Origin of the sequence: Mariniflexile gromovii, assembly GCF_017814435.1 — a bacterium.
Lineage (GTDB): Bacteria > Bacteroidota > Bacteroidia > Flavobacteriales > Flavobacteriaceae > Mariniflexile > Mariniflexile gromovii.
The window spans coordinates 60981-80896 of the sequence record NZ_JAGJCB010000005.1 but is presented as its reverse complement, the minus strand read 5'-3'; the positions used below and the strand labels follow the sequence as shown (position 1 = coordinate 80896).

The 19916-nt window shown below is 34.7% G+C and carries 17 protein-coding genes; 12 read left to right on the top strand and 5 right to left on the bottom strand.

Features of this window, described 5'->3' with window-relative positions:
* The first annotated feature begins 58 nt into the window (after positions 1-58).
* Complete coding sequence (locus J8H85_RS07385) at positions 59-1795, top strand: TonB-dependent receptor (protein WP_209654074.1); 1737 nt, start codon at positions 59-61, stop codon at positions 1793-1795.
* A gap of 171 nt (positions 1796-1966) precedes the next feature.
* Here J8H85_RS07385 and J8H85_RS07380 read toward each other — a convergent pair whose 3' ends face one another.
* A complete protein-coding gene (locus tag J8H85_RS07380) occupies positions 1967-2668 on the bottom strand; it encodes a class I SAM-dependent methyltransferase (protein WP_209654391.1) in 702 nt (233 codons plus the stop codon).
* Between the two features lie 58 nt (positions 2669-2726).
* Between J8H85_RS07380 and J8H85_RS07375 the strand changes: the two genes are divergently transcribed.
* The gene (locus J8H85_RS07375; RefSeq protein ID WP_209654073.1) at positions 2727-3221 is read left to right on the top strand and encodes a YkgJ family cysteine cluster protein; all 495 of its coding nucleotides are present in this window, start codon (positions 2727-2729) and stop codon (positions 3219-3221) included.
* Between the two features lie 190 nt (positions 3222-3411).
* Complete coding sequence (locus J8H85_RS07370) at positions 3412-4242, top strand: sterol desaturase family protein (RefSeq protein ID WP_209654071.1); 831 nt, start codon at positions 3412-3414, stop codon at positions 4240-4242.
* 115 nt (positions 4243-4357) lie between these two features.
* Here the strand turns inward: J8H85_RS07370 and J8H85_RS07365 are convergent, their stop codons facing one another.
* Together J8H85_RS07365 and J8H85_RS07360 are read right to left on the bottom strand one after the other, a co-directional pair.
* On the bottom strand, positions 4358-5437 hold the full coding sequence (locus J8H85_RS07365) for a serine hydrolase domain-containing protein (protein WP_209654069.1): 1080 nt from the start codon (positions 5435-5437) through the stop codon (positions 4358-4360).
* 11 nt (positions 5438-5448) lie between these two features.
* Positions 5449-6765: an exo-beta-N-acetylmuramidase NamZ family protein gene (locus J8H85_RS07360; protein WP_209654067.1), complete on the bottom strand. Its 1317-nt coding sequence runs from the start codon at positions 6763-6765 to the stop codon at positions 5449-5451.
* Positions 6766-6773: 8 nt separating this feature from the next.
* Between J8H85_RS07360 and J8H85_RS07355 the strand changes: the two genes are divergently transcribed.
* From J8H85_RS07355 to J8H85_RS07340, 4 genes are all read left to right on the top strand, one after another.
* Positions 6774-8009, top strand: a complete 1236-nt coding sequence (locus J8H85_RS07355) for an ABC transporter permease (protein ID WP_209654065.1) — start codon at positions 6774-6776, stop codon at positions 8007-8009.
* An 859-nt stretch (positions 8010-8868) separates the two neighbouring features.
* Positions 8869-9363 carry a hypothetical protein gene (locus J8H85_RS07350; RefSeq protein ID WP_209654063.1) on the top strand — a complete coding sequence of 165 codons (495 nt, stop codon included), beginning with the start codon at positions 8869-8871 and terminating at the stop codon, positions 9361-9363.
* A 160-nt stretch (positions 9364-9523) separates the two neighbouring features.
* On the top strand, positions 9524-9919 hold the full coding sequence (locus J8H85_RS07345; protein ID WP_209654062.1) for a VOC family protein: 396 nt from the start codon (positions 9524-9526) through the stop codon (positions 9917-9919).
* Between the two features lie 68 nt (positions 9920-9987).
* Entirely contained in the window at positions 9988-10584 is a 597-nt protein-coding gene (locus J8H85_RS07340) for a hypothetical protein (protein WP_209654060.1), read from the top strand.
* 44 nt (positions 10585-10628) lie between these two features.
* Here the strand turns inward: J8H85_RS07340 and J8H85_RS07335 are convergent, their stop codons facing one another.
* Both J8H85_RS07335 and J8H85_RS07330 read right to left on the bottom strand, forming a co-directional pair.
* Positions 10629-12104: a carboxypeptidase-like regulatory domain-containing protein gene (locus tag J8H85_RS07335; RefSeq protein ID WP_209654058.1), complete on the bottom strand. Its 1476-nt coding sequence runs from the start codon at positions 12102-12104 to the stop codon at positions 10629-10631.
* Between the two features lie 111 nt (positions 12105-12215).
* On the bottom strand, positions 12216-14903 hold the full coding sequence (locus J8H85_RS07330; protein ID WP_209654056.1) for a TonB-dependent receptor: 2688 nt from the start codon (positions 14901-14903) through the stop codon (positions 12216-12218).
* Between the two features lie 227 nt (positions 14904-15130).
* Between J8H85_RS07330 and ychF the strand changes: the two genes are divergently transcribed.
* From ychF to J8H85_RS19035, 5 genes are all read left to right on the top strand, one after another.
* Positions 15131-16225 (top strand): redox-regulated ATPase YchF, encoded by a 1095-nt coding sequence (gene ychF / locus J8H85_RS07325; protein WP_209654054.1) that lies wholly within the window; start codon positions 15131-15133, stop codon positions 16223-16225.
* Between the two features lie 97 nt (positions 16226-16322).
* Complete coding sequence (locus J8H85_RS07320; protein ID WP_209654052.1) at positions 16323-16775, top strand: SRPBCC family protein; 453 nt, start codon at positions 16323-16325, stop codon at positions 16773-16775.
* A gap of 73 nt (positions 16776-16848) precedes the next feature.
* On the top strand, positions 16849-17745 hold the full coding sequence (locus J8H85_RS07315; RefSeq protein ID WP_209654051.1) for a DMT family transporter: 897 nt from the start codon (positions 16849-16851) through the stop codon (positions 17743-17745).
* A gap of 160 nt (positions 17746-17905) precedes the next feature.
* Positions 17906-19762 carry a DNA topoisomerase IV subunit B gene (locus J8H85_RS07310; RefSeq protein ID WP_209654049.1) on the top strand — a complete coding sequence of 619 codons (1857 nt, stop codon included), beginning with the start codon at positions 17906-17908 and terminating at the stop codon, positions 19760-19762.
* 11 nt (positions 19763-19773) lie between these two features.
* The gene (locus J8H85_RS19035) at positions 19774-19908 is read left to right on the top strand and encodes a hypothetical protein (protein ID WP_262897536.1); all 135 of its coding nucleotides are present in this window, start codon (positions 19774-19776) and stop codon (positions 19906-19908) included.
* Positions 19909-19916 lie beyond the last annotated feature (8 nt).

Below are 19916 nucleotides of genomic sequence, written 5' to 3'. Positions count from 1 at the left end.
AGTCGAGACCTCCATAATAAATCGTCAATCGTAATTCAAAATTCGTAAATATAAAAGTATGCGTAAGCACATAAAAAATATATTATTAGCCGTTTTTACATTAAGTGTAACCCTTGTGTTTTCACAAAAGAAAACCAACGACACCATCAATACAGGTGTTATAGATGTTGTAAAACCATATACACCAACTATATCAGATGCTTTTAAAGTGAAAGAAGTGCCATCTTTAAATGATGAAACTACGCAGACTAAAAAGGATATTAAATACAATATTTTTTCGTTTCCGGTAGCTTCAACGTTTACACCCGCAAAAGGAAAAGCGGCAACCGTTGAGAAAGCCAAACCTATAAAATTATTCGATAATTATGCAACCTTAGGTGTTGGTAGTTATACCACAATTTTAGGTGAAGTTTATTTGAACCAGGCCATTAGCCGTAACGAAAGTGTTGGTGGTTATTTCAGTCATCATTCTTCTGGTGGAGGTATAGAAGGAATTCTTCCAGATGATAATTTTTTAGATTCAAAAATAAATGCAAATTACGCATCGCGTTTACGGGATTTATCGTGGAATGTAGAAGGTGGTTTTCAATATCAAACCTATAATTGGTATGGGCTTCCAGAAAATTATGCAAACAATGAAGGTTTTATAAATACTTTAGATGTTGGGCATTCCTTTTTAAATGCCCATTTAGGCGCCGATATCACTTTTGAGGATACCTATATTAATTCTGGAAGTGTGCTCTTTAGACATTTTGCTGATAATATGGGGTCGGCAGAAAACAGATTCGTATTTAAAGGTAAAGTAGATGTGCCTATTAACGACTATGAAATTTCAACGGACGTGATTATTGATTTTTTAGGTGGTGGTTTTGATAAAGGTTATAACACAACGGAAGAATTAAATTATGGGAATTTTCAAGTAGGGATTTCTCCAACGTATCAAATAATTGAAGACGATTTAACCTTAAATTTAGGAGCATCGTTGTTTTATATGAGAGATAATGAAGCTAATGCGAATAAAATTTTTATATACCCCAATGTAACAGCAACCTATAGATTGGTAGACGATGTGTTGATTGCTTATGGAGGGCTTCAAGGCGATTTAATACAAAATTCATATCATGGTTTTGCTAGCGAAAATCCGTTTGTATCTCCAACCTTATCTATAGTTCCTACCAATCAAATTTTTAACACTTATGTAGGGTTAAAAGGAAAAGTAACCGGTAATGTGAGTTATAATTTAAATGCACGATTGTTAGCCGATAGAAATAAAGCGATGTTTATAAACAATGTAACATCCATTGATATGTTAAATGGTGAAGATTATCAATACGGAAACTCTTTTGGTGTTGTTTATGATGATGTAAGATCCTTAGCGGTTTCCGGTGAAATAAATGTAGATGTAAACAGAAACTTTAAATTATCTTTAAAAGGCGAAACATTTAAGTATAAACCGGAAAACCAAGCAGAAGCGTGGAATTTGCCAAATTTTAAAGGCTCCTTGTTTTTAGATTATCAGATAAGTGAAAAGTGGTTTACTGGTGCCAATTTGTTTTATGTAGGTGAACGAAAAGATGTAATGAGTATTGATGATGGTATAACGGTTACATCAACAATAGTAAACCTAGATAGTTATTTTGATGCCAATTTACACGTAGGATATCATGTAAACAATCAACTTTCCATATTTGCAAAAGGTAATAATGTAGGCAATAAAGCGTATCAAAAATGGCAAAACTTCCCTGTGCAAGCGGCGCAGTTTTTAGCGGGCGCTACTTATAAGTTTGATTTCTAAAATTCCAGCGAAAGCAGGAATCTCATGACGTAAATTTGAGAAGTCATTGCGAGGCACGAAGCAATCTGTATGTTAGAATAAACTAATAGCTGTATAAATTTGCTTCGTTTCTTGCAGTAACGAATGGCAAGGGATTTAGAAAAGAGTAGTTTCAATGAAAAAGATTCCTGCCTACGCAGGAATTAACCGAGCCAAATAATCAAAATGCTCACCTTCAGCAATTAACTCACATTTCAAACCAACGGTTTCGCAAGCTAATTGTAGCTTTTCAAAATCCAAGTACAGCCATTTCATGGGGTCTTCTTGATCGCCTTTATAACTTAAAAAATAATCGAGTTCGCCGTGGTAGGTGGAATTCATATCCATCCAAACGCCACCGTCTTCATCTTCATACATATATTGAATATCCGACGAATCAATCAAAATTTGTCCGTTTGCATTTAACAGACTTTTTAAATGCATTAAGTATTTTGAAACTTGCGCTAATTCTTGAAAAATACCCGTACCATTCATCAATAATAAAACAGTATCAAAGGTTTCGGTTTCATCTAAAACATCCTTTACTTCAGCATTTAAAACACCGCGCAGTTTAGCAACTTCTATGGCTCCTTTTGAAACATCGATGGCTTTCACTTGAAATCCTTTTTCCTGCAAATATAAACTGTGGCTACCTGCACCACAACCAACATCTAAAACACTTCCTTTTGCTAATTTCAGTGCTTTTTGTTCTAGTTTTGGCATCTCTTTAAAACCACGGAATAAGTAGGGTAGTGGTAAGTCGTCTTCTTCAGATATGTTGGTTGATGTGATTATATCTTCAGTGTAAAGTCCGTTTTGGTAATCTAATAAAGCTTTTCCGAATAGGTCTTTCATTTTTTTCGTCATGCTGAACTTGTTTCAGCATCTCATTTAAAAGTATTATTTTTACACCATGCAAGACTTCATAAAAAACCTTCCAAAGCTCGCCAAAGATAAGCATAACGAGAATAAAAAATTCTTTGCAAAGCTAAAAAGTAAACCGCCTAAAAATTTGGATTATGTGATGCAAGATTTACATGATACCGAGTTTAAAAAAACGGATTGTTTGGAGTGTGCCAATTGCTGTAAAACTACAGGACCACTGTTTACCGACAAGGATATTGAGCGTATTGCAAAGCATTTTAGAATGAAAACGCAGCAATTCATTACTCAATATTTACGTATGGATGAAGATAACGATTATGTATTGCAACGTGTACCTTGTACTTTTTTAGGAGCTGATAATTATTGTTCAATTTATGAAGTACGCCCAAAAGCCTGCCGTGAGTTTCCGCATACCGATAGAAAAAAGTTTCAGCAAATATCCAACCTAACTTTAAAAAATGTTGAGATGTGTCCTGCAGCTTTTAATATTGTTGAAGCAATGAAGAAGCGGATTAAACTTTAAAATTCTAAAAGAATAAATTCCAAATTCCAATATGTGGTGTTTTTATAGTTTGCAGTCTCAGTTTCAGTCGCAGTCGCAGTCGCAGTCACAGTCACAGTCTCAGTCTCAGTATTCAGTGAATGGTGCTTTGCAACTTTGAGGCTATGTTTCTTTGCAGCTTTTTAACTATATTTAAATCAAAATGCAAAACGTGGAAACTCTTCTAAACTATTTTGAAACCATTCCGTCGTCTCACCGAAGTCTCATTTTAGTGGGTGGGCTTACTATTTTTTGGCTTTTGGAAGGGGCTGTACCTTTGTTCAAATTCAATTATAAAAAATGGCAACACGCTATACCTAATCTGTTTTTTACTTTAACAACCATTATTGTCAATTTTGCTTTAGCGTTTTTGTTGCTTAAATCTGCCGATTGGGTGATGGCAAACAATTTTGGGATCTTGAATTGGCTACCCGAAATACCACTTTGGTTATATATTATTTTGGGCGTTTTTTTAATGGATTTTTTTGGGGCCTATTTGCCACATTTTGTAGAACATAAAATTCCAGTACTTTGGATGGTGCATTTAGTGCATCATTCCGACCATAAAGTGGACACCACAACCGCAAACAGACACCATCCTTTAGAAAGCGTTATTCGCTTTGTATTTACGCTTGCTGGCGTATTGGTTATTGGTGCGCCTATAGGTATTGTATTGCTGTACCAATCAGCGTCTATAGTGGCAACACAATTTACGCACGCCAATATAAAATTGCCCAAAAAAGTTGATGCTGTATTAAGTTATGTTTTAGTGTCACCCGATATGCATAAAGTGCACCATCATTACAAATTGCCTTATACCGATTCTAACTACGGAAATATTTTTTCGGTTTGGGATAGACTCTTCGGAACCTTTATGGTTTTAGATAGAGACCAATTAATTTACGGTGTTGATGTATTTCCGGATGAAGAAGAAAATAGCAACATTAAAGATTTACTGAAGCAACCATTTCAAAAGTATAAAAGGCCTACTATTATTGATTGAGTGAAAAGTTAAAAGTTAAAAGTAAAAAGTTAATTTTGCTAACACCTAACACCTAACACCTAACACCTAACACCTAACACCTAACACCTAACGCCTAACGCCTAACAACCAACACCTAATTAACAAACACCTTTTCAAGTTCTTGTCCAAAATCTGTCATGGAAACTCCTGTTAAATTGGTTAAAACGGCAATAACAACTTCTTCTTTAGGGAACACCATTAAAATACTAGAAGCCCCAACACCGCCACCTGTATGATAGAATTTAGGTGTATCGTTTATAGATTTTTCACAAGAGAAACCAATCCCATAACCTGTACGTTCGCCCGTAACCAAACATTGCGAGGTTGTTATTTCAGCAATGGCTTTTTCCGATAAAATTTTAGGAAAAATAAGTTCGTTACCAAACTTAACAATATCTTCTGAAGTTGATAAAAAACCACCCCCTGCAACTTTGTATTCATTTGCTACGGGTTTTGCTATAATACGTTTTTTAAATGCAGAGCTTCTATAAAACTGTGTTAAATTGGGTACCTCGGCATCCGATACATCTACCATAGAATGTGTCATATTCAATGGCTTAAAAATAGAATCCTGCACAAGAGTTTCAAATGGGGTATGCGTTGCTTTTTGTATTATTTCACTCAATAAAACATAGCCAAAAGAACTGTAGTTATAGTGCGTTCCAGGTTCGCATAAAAGGTCGTCGTTTTTAAACAAATCCAAGCCTTCCGTAATACTCATTTTTTTGTTTAAGGCATATTCAACATTGTCTTTATAATGCCTAATGCCTGCCAAATTACCACCAAGTTGTCTAACGGTAAAGTCGTAATTATGTTTGGGATATTCTGGCACGTATTTGTAAATACTTGAATCTAAGTCAATTAATTTATCATTTGCGAGTCTAGCTAAAGCCACAGCAGTGATGGATTTTGAAATGCTTGCAATTCTAAAAATAGTGGTATCCGGTTTTACGCGTATTTTTTCTTTTCTATTGGAATAACCAAAACCTTGAGACCAAATAAGATCCCCGTGTTTTGATACCGAAATGGACATGCCCGTAATACCGTGCTTTTTTAAAAATTTTTTTGCCAGTTTTTTGGCTTCTCTTGTTTTTACCTGGTTAGGGCTTTCAATGGTTTGTGTAAATCCTACAGCGCCTAATAATAGCATTATAGAAGCAATAATTCTTTTCATTATTATTTACTTTACTTGTAAATTAAGTATTTGTTTCTTGTTATTTTAAATTTATTCAAGCCTTGTTGCCAAGAGGCTTTTATTTCGGTTTCGCTTAATCCTACTTCAATTTGTTGTTGCAATTTTTTTGTGCCGGCCAATTTAGTAAAAAAGCTATTGAAAAAATCGGCTTTACTTTTGGTGTTTTTATAAGCAGAAATTAGCCACTCTAAATTTAAAGCATTCAAATTTTTAGTGGTTGTTAAATTAGTGCCATAACAAATTTTATCTTGATATACAGGTGATTTGGCACCTTCATTTGGTTTTGGTGTAAAGGTGTAGGTAAAACTTGTTTTATCTAAAAACGGACTCCCAAATACCTGAAACTGTTTGTTTGTACCTCTACCAACACTTACATTGGTACCTTCAAAAAAACAAAGGCTAGGATATAAGTTGATGGATGTATCGTTTGGTAAATTCGGACTCGGTTTTATAGGTAAACTATAAGCTGTTTGGTGCGTATAATTTTTAATAGGAATGACCTTCAATTCACATTGAACACCATTTTTCAACCATGTTTCACCGTTTATCATGTTAGCATATTCACCAATAGTCATGCCATGAACTACAGGAATAGGGTGCATGCCCACAAAACTTTTATGTTCCATTTCTAAAATGGGTCCATCTAAATAATGTCCGTTAGGGTTGGGGCGGTCTAAAATCAATAAAGGTATGTTAGCTTCGGCGCAGGCTTCCATCACATAATGCAGCGAAGAAATGTAAGTGTAAAAGCGAGCCCCCACATCTTGAATATCAAAAATCATGATATCAATATTTTTTAGCTGTTCAGGTTTTGGTTTTTTATTATCGCCGTAAAGCGATACTATTGGAACGCCCGTTTTGGTGTCAATACCGTCTTTAATATGTTCACCAGCATCGGCAGTTCCTCTAAAACCATGTTCGGGAGCGAATACGCTTTTTATGTTTATACTTAAAGCAATCAACGAATCAACTAAATGCGTGTAGTTTGGGTTTTGGGTTTTAGGCTTTGGGCTTTTCTTAAAAACTACACTTGTTTGATTTGCCACCACACCAACACGTTTTCCTTTCAATAGCGGTAAATAATCAAGGGTTTGGTTGGCACCAACTGTTAGTTCGGGGTTTTGGGTGTTAGGTTTTGGGTTTTGAATATTAGGTTTTGGGTTTTGGGTTTTGGGTGTTTGCTGTTCGGTCTTCGGCCTTCCGTCATCGTTCACAAATCCATCCGCTTTTTTCTTCGAAAAGTTTCCGCAAGAAATCATTCCCAAAACAAATAATAAAACTGTATTTTTGACAATATTAAACCGCATAGTATATTTTGAATTACGAGTTTTTTTTAGCTAAACGTATTATTGGTAGTAAAGCGTATAAAAGTAGTGTTTCGGCACCAATAATAAAAATTGGTATTGCAGCAATTGCTATTGGTATTGTGGTGATGATGGTTGCCATTGCAACAGGTATTGGCCTGCAGCAAAAAATTAGAGATAAGGTAGTAGCGTTTAACGGGCACGTAACCATTACGAATTTTGATAGCAACAACTCTCAAGAAAGTTTAGTGCCCCTATCAAAAAAGCAAAGTTTTTACCCCGAGTTTAAGTCGGTTGAAGGTGTTAAACATGTGCAAGCGGTGGCTTCCCGTTTTGGCGTTATTAGAACCGAAACCGATTTTGAAGCTGCTTACCTAAAAGGGGTGGGAGCCGATTACGATTGGGAATACTTTAAAGAATTTCTTGTAGATGGTAAATTGCCAGATTTCACCAATGAAAGAAACGAAGATGTTTTAATCTCCCAATATTTAGCCAATAGGTTAGGGTTTAAAACAAACGACACCTTCCAAATGGTATTCCCAAAAGAAGATGCCGAAAAAATACCAAATATTATTCCCTATAAAATTGCAGGTATTTACAATTCGGGGTTTCAAGATTTGGATGCCCAATATTTATTAGGCGATATCCGCCACATACAGCGCATCAACCATTGGGACGACGACCAAATTGGCAATTTTGAAGTATTTATAGACGATTACAACGAACTACCCACAAAAAGCATCGAAATATACCACAACACGCCCCCAACCTTAAACACCCAAACCATTACCGAAAAATATGCCTCCGTTTTCGAGTGGATAAACATATTCGATAAAAATATTTACGGCATCATTGGCATCATGATTTTGGTGGCAGGCATCAACATGATAACCGCACTTTTGGTATTAATACTGGAACGCACCCAAATGATAGGCATTTTAAAAGCCTTGGGAAGCAACAACTGGAGCATCCGAAAACTATTTTTATACAACGCCAGTTACCTTATTATACTAGGTCTTTTTTGGGGCAATCTTATAGGTTTAAGTCTGCTTTTTGCACAAAAATACCTTAAACTATTCCCGCTCGATCCCAGTGTGTATTATGTGACCGAAGCCCCCGTTTACATCAGTTTTAGTTACATTTTAGCTTTAAATTTAGGCACCCTCATACTGTGTTTGCTCATGCTTTTGGTACCCTCGTACATTATTACCAGAATTTCACCCGTAAAAGCCATCCGTTTCGAATAGTTTTTTTGTCATTCCTGCGAAGGCAGGAATCTATTTTAGAGTCGGGGTTTATTTTATGTAGTTAGCCTACCACATAAAAACCAAAAGGATGCCGTTTTAGATGCGTAGCATTCATGATTTCTTTGATTTTAAAATAAAATGCATGAGTAATTCCTAACGCACCCACCAGCAAAGTACACAGTTTATTTAAAATGTCATTTTTGCTTATGAAGACCTCTGTCTTTCACTACCGTCATTGCTGGGAAAGAATCAATCTGCTTATCATTTAGTAGATAATATGGAACACCTAATAATGAGAGTGCTTCGTCGTGCCTCTTCGCAAAGACGTGAAGTTTTATGTTAACGTTATGGTGAGAAGAGCCTGTGCCGAGGGTAGACGAGGTAAAGCAATTGTACCATGTTACTATTAGGCGCTCATAATAACCCACAAACATAAAAAGCAGCTTACCAACCACCAAACCCATGAAACACATTGACACAATTTGAGACAATTTGAGACGATTTGACACAATTTGACACACATTGAGACACCACCCCAAAAAAGTAGGGGTTTTGTTCGAGTTTTGTTCGGGTTTTGTTCGTCTACGGTTCGGGTGTATTTTTTTTAAATAGGGGTTTGGCTGAACAAGGTGGGAAGCAAGGTGCATGGAAACAAAACTTTATGCCTTTGTAAAAATTATGTTTTGATATATTGTAAAACATTTCTAAATTGGCATATACAATAATTACGACTTTTAGAACGGAAGCCAAACAAGGTGAAAACCATAAAACCTTCCGCATAGCCAACCAAAATAGTTGTGTAAAAGGATAAAAGTTCAGTATATAAACAAGTTGTGTGTAATTTGAGCGAACTCATAAAATGACAAGAACTTTAACCTTAATATTGATTATGGGATTATTTAGTAAACTGTTTGGTCAAACGGAAAAAAAGAATTCTGAACCTTCTGTAAAACAAGAACTGCAATTGGAATTCAATGTTATGAAAAATATTTCCTTGGAGAAATGCCAGAAATATGAAAATTCAGAACAATTCAAACTGATTGAAAACGGAATTTATCAAGATTTAAATGACAATGATAACACTAAATACCGAATGACTATTTCATATGACCTTGAGCCTGAAAATGACACAAATAATCAATATCCATTAGAAGACATTTTGGACAAATATTATTTACACGTATCTGACTTTTTAGAATCTGAAAATAATTCTGACCCTAATAACTTTAAACTTGAATTAGCTGGAGAATTGGATGACTTGAAGAACAGTCAAGAAATAATAGGAAAAAAAGTCTATAATCAGGAGTTTAAAAGTGACGATGGACAAATAAGAGTTAATTTAATAATCGAATAAAAACTACACACAACAATGGCTATAAGTAATTGCTTGTTCTCGCCTACTTCTGAAAATCCTCGCGGATTTTGAACTGCCCCCAAATTATTGAAATTTAAAGATAGATTAGTAAAAGCCGCGGCATTAAAGAAACTCTCAAAAAAACAAAAATGAAGGAATTATGGAACAAAAATTTAAACCCAATGGATATAATTCCGTTTCACCATATTTTGTGGTAGACGGCGCAAAAAAACTGATTGACCTTTTAATTGAAATCTTCGGCGCAGAGGAATTGAGGACATATACCATGCCAGATGGAACAATAATGCACGCGGAAATTAAAATTGACGACTCGGTGCTTATGTTTGGAAATTCATCAGACAAATATCCGCCTAATAAAATGTTGACCCATATTTATGTTCCGAATGTTGATAAGGTATTCCAAAAAGCGATTGATTTGGGCTGTGAACCTATCGAAAAACCAAAAGAAAGGGAAGACGACCCAGACCGAAGAGGAAGTTTTAAGGATTTTGCTGGAAACATATGGTCCGTTGGAACTCAAATGAGACCAGAATAATAAAAAATAAATAGATTGAAATAATTACTATTTTAGCTTACCAAACCTATCAAACAAATAACTTTAACATGCACAGCCGCTTATCAATTACAGACATTACCAAAAAAGCTTTAATGCTACTTCTTTTTGTTGCTTTTTCAAATAAAATATATGCCCAAAAATGTGAGACAAACAATGATCCGTTCAGTGGGGAGCAAATTTTGTCTTTTGATTATGAAAGAAAAACAGTGTATTTTGAGTTTAAAAATGATACCATTTTATTTGAAATAGTTTTTAATTATTTGGGTGAAAGAAATTATGAGTTTAAAGAGGGAACCAAAATTTTAATGAAACTTGAAGACGGAACAAAAATGGAATTAAGTACAGCTAGGGTTTCGTTGCCAAGGATAGAGCAGGTAACATCGTCTAACGGGTTTTATCCGGGTTTTGGCGGAGGTATGATGATGTCTAGTTCTAGCAACTATACGGCATATTCTTTTGCTTTTACGCTTACAAAAACAGATTTGAATAAACTGGCGGCATCGCAAATAGAAGTTATTAGAATTCCTGATACCACCGAAGGTACCTATGCCGATTTAGAGGCAAAAAGTAGAACCAAAAAGAAGGTGAAGGCAGTAAATAAAGGGGCTATTTGTTTGAAGGAACATATTGATAATAAGGCTTAATATAAAAGTGCCCGGTGGTCTTACACACAAAATGTAATTTAAAATTATTCGCTACCATTAAATTTTTTCATTTCTTCTAAAGGCTCTAAAATTTCATCATTTCCCCAAGTGCTGCTTTCAAACTTTTTAAGTATTTGAACAGGTACTGTTTTTACTTCTTTAATTAAATTGAAATCGTTTAAAGATAGTTTGCTATTGGTGGTAACCAGTAATTCTTGTTTGTTTCGGTTATCGCCTTCAATTTTAAAGTTGATGCCTATTTTGTTTTTGGCTCTGCTATTTTCAATAAATTTTAGGCTTCTGCTTACATAAAAATAACTGCCTAAAGTTTGTGTTATGTATTTTGGGTGGTATTTGTTTTCGCTGTTTTTTTGGTAGAGTATGGTGCCTGTTCTTAGGTTTTCTACATATTTAATACCAAGCAAAAGTTTCATATTGAATTTACTGCCATGATTCGATTTGTAATAGGAGTAATCCAATTTTGTAACCGCATAATTTTCACTGTTTATAATAATTTTGCCAGCGTATTTTGCTTTCGATTTTCTGGGTTGGTAATGGATTATATAGGTTAAATCGTCATTGTAATAGGTGATGTCTTCAAGCGTATAATTGTATAAATCTGGGTTTAAAATAGTGTATAGTAAAGACCCATCATAAAATTGAGACCCTTTTATCAACGCTTTTGTGTTCGTTTTTAACGCAGAGATTTTATGTTCATTTTTTTTGAATTCCTTAAATTTTTTATCTACTAAAGATAGGGAATCCTCAATTTTAAAAATGCCAGATTTTAGTTTGTAGGTTTTTGTAGTGTCTAGGTATTTAAGCACCAATTCCTGGGTTTTTTCTTGTATTCTTTCAACAGAAAAATCCTTTTTATGGTCCAACAGTTTAGTGGCTTTTGCAACAGCCAATTTGCTACTGTCTTTATCTAATTGGCTAAATTCACCTTTAAAATCTGAAAAACTAATGATTTTACTGGCAATAATATTTTTGGATAGTGAGTCTAAGCTATAATTTACTTTGTTTGTATTCTTGGTGCTAACGTGCGATGCTTTATCAATTTCAAAATCCAGATTTTTAAAATTGGCATAATCAGTAGCTCGGTAAAATATGTTGTATTTGTTAAGGGTGAAATCATAATTATCATTTATTTTTTCTCGAACTTTAGCAATAATATCATCAGCATTTGGTCTTTTATTGCTTATGTAAATTTCGTCTAGTTGATTAAAGGCTTCATGTAATTTAATAACATAGTTATTGGCTTTTAAATCTTTAATCGTCAAGGTTTCGCTTTTATACCCAAGGCAAGAAATGTTTAAAACGGTTGTATCTGGATTTTCACTATTTAATGAAAAAAAACCTTCATCATTTGAAATAACACCGCTATACGCTCCTGTTTTAATATTAGCGTAAGGTATGGGAGCTTTTGTTTTAGCATCCATTATTTTTGCAGTGATATTTTGAGAAAAACTGCAAGTAAAACTTAAAAAAAAACTTAAGGTTAAAAGAGGGTGTTTCATGAAAATGGATTTCAATTTATTAAACGACTTAGGATTAAAATTGTTACACCAAAAAACAAAAAAACCGAACTTTAGTAAAGTTCGGTTTTTTTTTGTTAGCAATTGGATTTACTATAAACTAAAGTTTAACCTTCCAAAAACATAAGTTCCATCGGATCCCATTTGAACAGAATCGGCTAAACCGCCTTGGTCTGTCCATCCATCAAACTGTGGTGTTGGGTATTTATTAAATAAGTTATTAGCTCCTAAGCTGAATTTTACTTTTTCGGTTATCATGTAACCTAAGCTTAAATCGACAACCATAGATGCTTTATAAACATCGGTCGCCACAGGAAATAATGCATCAGCTTCAGCTTGAGTTGTAGCAGGTGTGTCTACCCATTGAAAATCTTGAAGCGTCACATCACTAAACTGTGTTAAGGTCATGTTGGCATCAAACTTAGAAATTGAATAGCCTAAGTTAAGACCAAATTTGTAATCTGGTGCCGCCGCTTTTAAATAAGCTTGTGAGAATGGTCCGAAAAAAGTGAACTCATTTAAATTTCCATTATTTATTCTTTTAATTTTTAAATTGTTTGTATTTCCAATTAAAGCAACTTTTAGTTTGCCATCTGTTCCAATATTGGTGTCGTATCCTAAAACAATATCAACGCCGGTAGTTCTGGTATCCACACCGTTTGCAAAAAATTGTGCGGCATCTACATTTAAAGGGCCTAAAATAGCTTGGTCTGTAAAGTTGTCGGTTAATATAATACGGTCATCCACTGAAATTGAGTAGGCATCAATGGTGGCAGTAAATCCGCCAGTTTTATAGGTAAACCCAATACTAGCGTTAAAAGCTTTTTCTTCATTTAATTGCCCAATGCCAAAAGCTTTGGTTACCGTACTGTTATTTGCCGATAAAAGAGAAGGAACCGAAGTACCGGCAACGATATTATTAAATATAAGGTTGTAATACAATTGCGCTAAGGAAGGTGCTCTAAACCCTGAAGAAATAGAACCTCTTAAACTTAAATCGTCTGTAATTTTTAATCTAGTTGCTAATTTTCCATTGATTGTGCTTCCAAAATCGCTATAGTTTTCATAACGTACAGCTGCAGCAAGCATGAAGGATTCACTTATATTTAATTCGGTATCAAAATAGATTCCATAATTAGTTCTGCCTCTATCCACTTCATTTGCAGGACTGTATCCAGGGAATCCTTGTGAACCACCAGGTAAGTCATCACCATTTGAATCTGTAGCAACGGTTTGAGTAGCAGGATTTGTTAATAAAACGCAGTTATTATCATATAATCCATAAGAAGGCGCTTCACCGGAAAATATTCCAAAGTTTTCAGTTCTATACTCAAAACCAAAAGCTAAACTTAACCCAGCAGCAACATCGTCTAAATATTTATTGAAATCTAAGCCCGTAGTGTTTTGCGAAAGATAATGTCCACCAGCATCAAAATCAGTTGGTGAAGCATCTTTCATTGAGGCATTGTTACTTCCTTTGATATAGTAGTGGAAATTGTTTTTACCATAAGTATTATTAAAATCTACATTCCAACCATCATCCATTTTATGTCTAACACCTGCAGATACCGAAACATCCGTTATGTTTGATGTAATTCTAGGAGTAAATCCATTAGGATATAAACTAGGTACCGATCTATTATCACCATCTGAAAAACTATCTCTTGAAAATGCATTTGCATTAGTATCTCTATAATTTCTACCACCAAAGGCATATACTTCCGTATTGTCGGTTACCGGAACTGAAGTGTTAATCATAAAATTAAATCCGTCAACACCTGCGCTACCATATCCTTTTCTCCACGAAAAACCGGGTCTTAAAGTGTTCTCTCTAGTTAAAAATTCGGTGGTAAAATTTATATAGCCACCTTTGTCGGTTAAAGCAACCCCGTAATTGGCATCTATTTTTACCGTTTCACCATCAAATCTTTTGTTTTTACCGTCAAGTCTATTTTTGCCTTCAACATTATAAAGTGTTTCGCCAGTGGCATCTTCCCAACCATCACCAATGGCTGTACTGTAGGCGCCATAAGTTACACCGCCAGTAAAACCGTCTGTATTATCTTTTAAAACAATATTTATTACCCCAGCAATGGCATCGGAGCCATATTGTGCTGAAGCACCATCTCTTAAAACTTCAATTCTTTTAATGGCATTTGAAGGAATGGCATTAAGGTCGGTTCCTGAATTTCCACGTCCTCTTGTACCAAAAATATTTACTAAAGAAGATTGATGTCTACGTTTGCCATTAATTAAAACAAGGGTTTGATCTGGACCTAAGCCTCTTAAAGAAGCAGGGACAATGTGGTCTGCACCATCGGACCCCGACTGCTTACTGGCATTAAATGATGGGGCTGCATACTGTAAAATTTCATTTACTTCCACTTTGCCAGTTGTAGAAGCTATACCTGCAACATCTAATATATCAACGGGTACGGCTGTGTCTGTAGCAGTTCTTTTCGGGCTACGAGAACCTACTAAAAGCACTTCGCTAAGACTAACACCTTCTTCTAATATAATTTTGAGTTTGGTCTGGTTGTTTACGGCTACTTCTTTAGTGTTGTATCCAACGTAACTAAAAACGAGGGTAGCATTACCGCTTGCTTTTATTGAAAAATTTCCTTCAAAATCTGACACAACTCCGTTTGTTGTGCCTTTTTCCAAAATATTAACACCCGCTAAAGGCATGCCTGAAGCATCAGAAATTACCCCAGTAACATTTTGAGCAAGGGATAAATTAATGCTAAATAAAGTGAGCATTATAATGTAAATGTGTTTCATAATTGATTAGTTTTTTTGAATTAGTATTGCTAATATATTAAAATACGCTAATTAATTTTAATGGAATTATTTAAAAGTTAAATCCTGAAGAACAGATTACTACACGTTAAAACTAAGGGTTCAAAGCAAATTTTCAATTTAATTGTCAATTACTCTTAATATAGTATATCTTTGCAGCCTTAAAATACGATTTCCGTTTATACGGAAGTAAATTAAATTAATTTTCAATGAAAGCAGGTATAGTAGGATTGCCAAACGTAGGAAAATCGACCTTATTTAATTGTTTATCAAACGCCAAAGCACAAAGTGCAAACTTTCCGTTTTGTACTATCGAGCCTAATATTGGTGTGGTAAATGTGCCGGACAAACGTTTAGAAAAATTAACGGAGTTAGTAAACCCTTTACGTGTACAACCAGCAACTGTAGAGATTGTTGATATTGCAGGCTTGGTAAAAGGTGCTAGTAAAGGAGAAGGTTTGGGCAACCAGTTTTTGGCAAACATTCGTGAAACGGATGCTATTCTACACGTATTACGTTGTTTTGATAACGATAATATTGTTCATGTTGATGGTAATGTAAACCCCATTCGTGATAAGGAAACCATCGATATGGAATTGCAGCTTAAAGACCTTGAAACGGTTGATAAAAAACTTGAAAAAGTAAAACGTGCCGCTAAAACGGGAAATAAAGAGGCTCAAAAAGAAGAGGCTGTTTTATTAAAAATAAAAGCTAGTTTGGAAGCAGGAGTATCAGTTCGTGCTTTGGAATTTTCGGAAGATGATTATGAAGATTTCGTAAAACCATCGCAGTTTATTACTGAAAAACCGGTAATGTATGTGTGTAATGTAGATGAAGCCTCTGCTGTTTCCGGTAATAAATATGTTGAATTGGTGAAAGAAGCCGTTAAAGATGAAAATGCTGAAGTCCTTTTTTTAGCTGTAGGAACGGAAGCCGATATTAACGAGTTGGACGATTATGAAGAGCGTCAACTATTTTTACAAGACATAGGGTTGGATGAAGCGGGTTCTGCTAAATTAATCCGTTCAGCTTACAAACTTTTAAAACAACAAACCTATTTTACCGCAGGTGTGAAAGAAGTACGTGCTTGGACTATAGATATTGGTGCTACGGCGCCACAAGCAGCAGGTGTTATCCATACCGATTTTGAAAAAGGATTTATTAGAGCGGAAGTTATTGGTTATGATGATTATGTGTCTTTTGGAAGTGAAGCCAAAGTAAAAGAAGCAGGCAAAATGCGTGTTGAAGGAAAGAATTACATTGTTAAGGATGGCGATGTGATGCATTTCTTGTTCAACGTTTAAATATTTTCAAATAAGAATTATTTTATTAGTGACTTTTTTTGTTTTTGCGGTCTATATATAAAAAATAGAGACAGTAAATATAATTGGATAATAATTTATGGCTTTAATAGAAATCCAAACCCAAATAAACGCCGACTTAAAAACATGCTTCGATTTAGCTAGAAATATTGACTTACATAAAGAATCGTTGAAGCATACGGGTGAAATGCCCATAGCAGGAAAAACAACAGGATTATTGGAAAAAGGTGAGTGGGTAAGTTGGGAAGCCAAACATTTTGGTTTTGTGCAGCATTTAACCTCGAAAATAACTGAATTTGATGCTCCTAATTGCTTTGTGGATGAAATGGTTCTTGGTATTTTTAAATCGTTTCGGCATGAGCATATCTTTCAAAAGAAAGGAGATAAAACCATCATGATTGATAGATTCCATTTTGAATCTCCATTGGGTTTTTTAGGAAAAATAGCAAACGTTTTGTTTTTGAAGAGATATATGAAAAATCTTTTGTTAACTAGAAATACATATTTAAAAGAACAAGCTGAATCTATCTAGTTTTTTCGCTTGAACATTGTAATTTTTTACTACATAAATCCCTTGAAGATTTCTCATCGTTTATATTAGCCTAATGCAAAATAAAAAGAAATTTATTTCCGGTATTTTAATAGGTATTTTAGGCATTGTTCTATTTTCGTCAAAGGCCGTTATGGTGAAGTTGGCGTATCAATATCAAGTGGATGCGTTAAGTTTATTATTATTGCGTATGCTGTTTTCGTTTCCGTTCTATTTGGTTACAGCCATTATTTATAGCAGAAAAGATAACCAGAATGTTATTGTGAAAACCGATTATTATTGGGTGGTATTTTTTGGTTTGGTAGGCTATTATTTATCCAGTTATTTTGATTTTGTTGGGCTTCAATACATTAAGGCAAGTTTAGAGCGTATCATCTTGTTTTTGTATCCAACCATCATCATTATATTTAATAAGCTGTTTCTTAAAAAACCAATAAATTCTACACAAGCGTTGGCAATATTTTTAACCTATGTAGGTATTGTAATTACGTTTTGGGGTGAAGTTGCTATTTCTGGTACTGATACGTATTTGGGTGGGTTTTTTATTTTGCTTTGTGCCATAACTTATGCAGCTTATTTGGTAGGTAGTGGTTGGCTTATCCCAAAATTTGGGGTGGTTAAATTTACGGCGTATGCCATGTTGGTTTCCTGTGTTTGTGTGTTTATTCATTTTGGGGTGTTTTCTAAAGTTGACATTTTTGGATTGCCCTGGGAAGTGTATTTGTTAGGTTTTCTAATTGCTATTTTTGCTACTGTAATACCATCTTTTTTGGTGTCTGAATCGATTCACCGTATCAATTCTTCAAATTTTGCGGTTATCGCAGGTTTCGGACCCATTTCAACCATCATTTTAGCGGGTATATTTTTAAATGAGGTACTTACCTTATTGCAATTATTTGGTGCTTTGGTGGTAATTTTTGGTATCTTATTGGTATCTTTAAAAAAGCAATAACTTAATATAATTTTAAAATACATTCGGTCTCTTTATTGCAACAAAAAACGTAATTTTGACTTATTAAAAGACCATTGTTAATTATTTTGTATCCTAGCAGTTTCTTTTTTTATATGGTTGTATTATATTAGCATCCAATCACTAAATTTTACCCTAATCTATGGCTGAATTAACCAATTATACCGAAGATAATATACGTTCATTAGACTGGAAAGAGCATATCCGTATGCGTCCAGGGATGTATATTGGTAAATTGGGTGATGGTTCTTCGCCCGATGACGGTATTTATATCCTACTGAAAGAGGTTTTGGACAACTCCATTGACGAGTACGTAATGGGAGCTGGTAAAACCATCGAAATTTCAATTCAAGGCAGTAAAGTAACGGTTCGAGATTATGGTCGTGGTATTCCTTTAGGGAAAGTGGTAGATGTGGTTTCTAAAATGAATACCGGTGGAAAGTACGATTCCAAAGCTTTTAAAAAATCGGTTGGTTTAAACGGGGTTGGTACCAAAGCGGTAAATGCCTTGTCATCGTTTTTTAGAGTAGAATCTAATCGTGATAATAAATCCGCTTCCGCAGAATTTGAGCAAGGTAATTTAATCAATCAAGATTTATTAGACGATACGTCTCGCCGAAAAGGAACGAAAGTATCTTTTGTTCCCGATGATACTATTTTCAAAAATTATAAATATAGAAACGAGTACATCGTTAAAATGCTTAAAAACTATGTGTACCTAAACCCAGGTTTAACCATCGTTTTTAATGGTGAAAAATATTATAGCGAGCATGGACTTAAAGATTTATTATCTGAAAACATAAATGAAGGTGATCGTGCCTATCCAATAATCCATCTTAGAGGTGATGATATTGAGGTTGCCATTACGCATAGTAAAACACAATACAGCGAGGAGTACCATTCGTTTGTAAACGGGCAAAATACTACGCAAGGTGGTACGCACTTAAACGCGTTTCGTGAGGCTTTGGTAAAAACCATTCGCGAATTTTACGGTAAAAACTATGATGCTTCCGATGTTAGAAAATCGGTAGTAAGTGCCATTGCCATTAAAGTAATGGAACCTGTTTTTGAAAGTCAAACCAAAACGAAGTTGGGTTCTACCGATATGGGTGGCGATTTGCCAACCGTAAGAACCTATATAAACGATTTTCTAAAAACCTATTTAGATAACTATTTACACAAAAATCCAGAAACGGCTGAGAAAATTCAACGTAAAATATTGCAGGCTGAACGCGAGCGTAAAGAACTTTCTGGAATTAGGAAACTGGCAAAAGACCGTGCAAAATCGGCGAGTCTTCATAATAAAAAATTGCGCGATTGTAGAGTGCATTTTGGCGATACTAAAAATGAGCGAAATTTAGAATCTACCTTGTTTATAACCGAGGGAGATTCCGCTTCAGGAAGCATCACAAAATCTCGCGATGTAAATACCCAGGCCGTTTTCAGTTTAAAAGGAAAACCTTTGAATTGTTATGGCTTAAGCAAGAAAATCGTTTACGAAAACGAAGAATTCAACCTATTGCAAGCGGCTTTAAATATTGAAGAATCTTTAGAGGACTTACGTTATAACAATGTGGTAATTGCAACCGATGCCGATGTGGATGGGATGCATATCCGATTGTTATTAATAACTTTCTTTCTGCAATTCTTCCCAGAAGTGATAAAAGAAGGGCATTTGTACATTTTACAAACGCCTCTTTTCCGTGTAAGAAACAAAAAGGAAACCATTTATTGTTATTCAGAAGAAGAGCGCCTAAATGCCATTGAAAAACTTAAACCAAAACCAGAGATAACCCGATTTAAGGGACTTGGTGAAATATCACCCGATGAATTTGTGCATTTTATAGGGGAGAATATTAGATTGGACCCTGTGATGCTAGATGATAATATGTCCATTGAAGATTTATTATCCTTTTACATGGGGAAAAATACACCAACCAGACAAGAGTTTATCATAGATAATTTAAAAGTAGAACTAGATATTATAAAAGATAATTAAATTAAAAAAAGATGTTATATAATAAAGAAAAACCAGAAACAAGAAAAAATATTTACGATTTCGTAACCTCGTTTAATAGAAATTTAAGTATTAAAAGAGCTGCTGGACATAAAAGAACCACACTTAGTGGAAAGCCAAGAAAATAAAATCAATG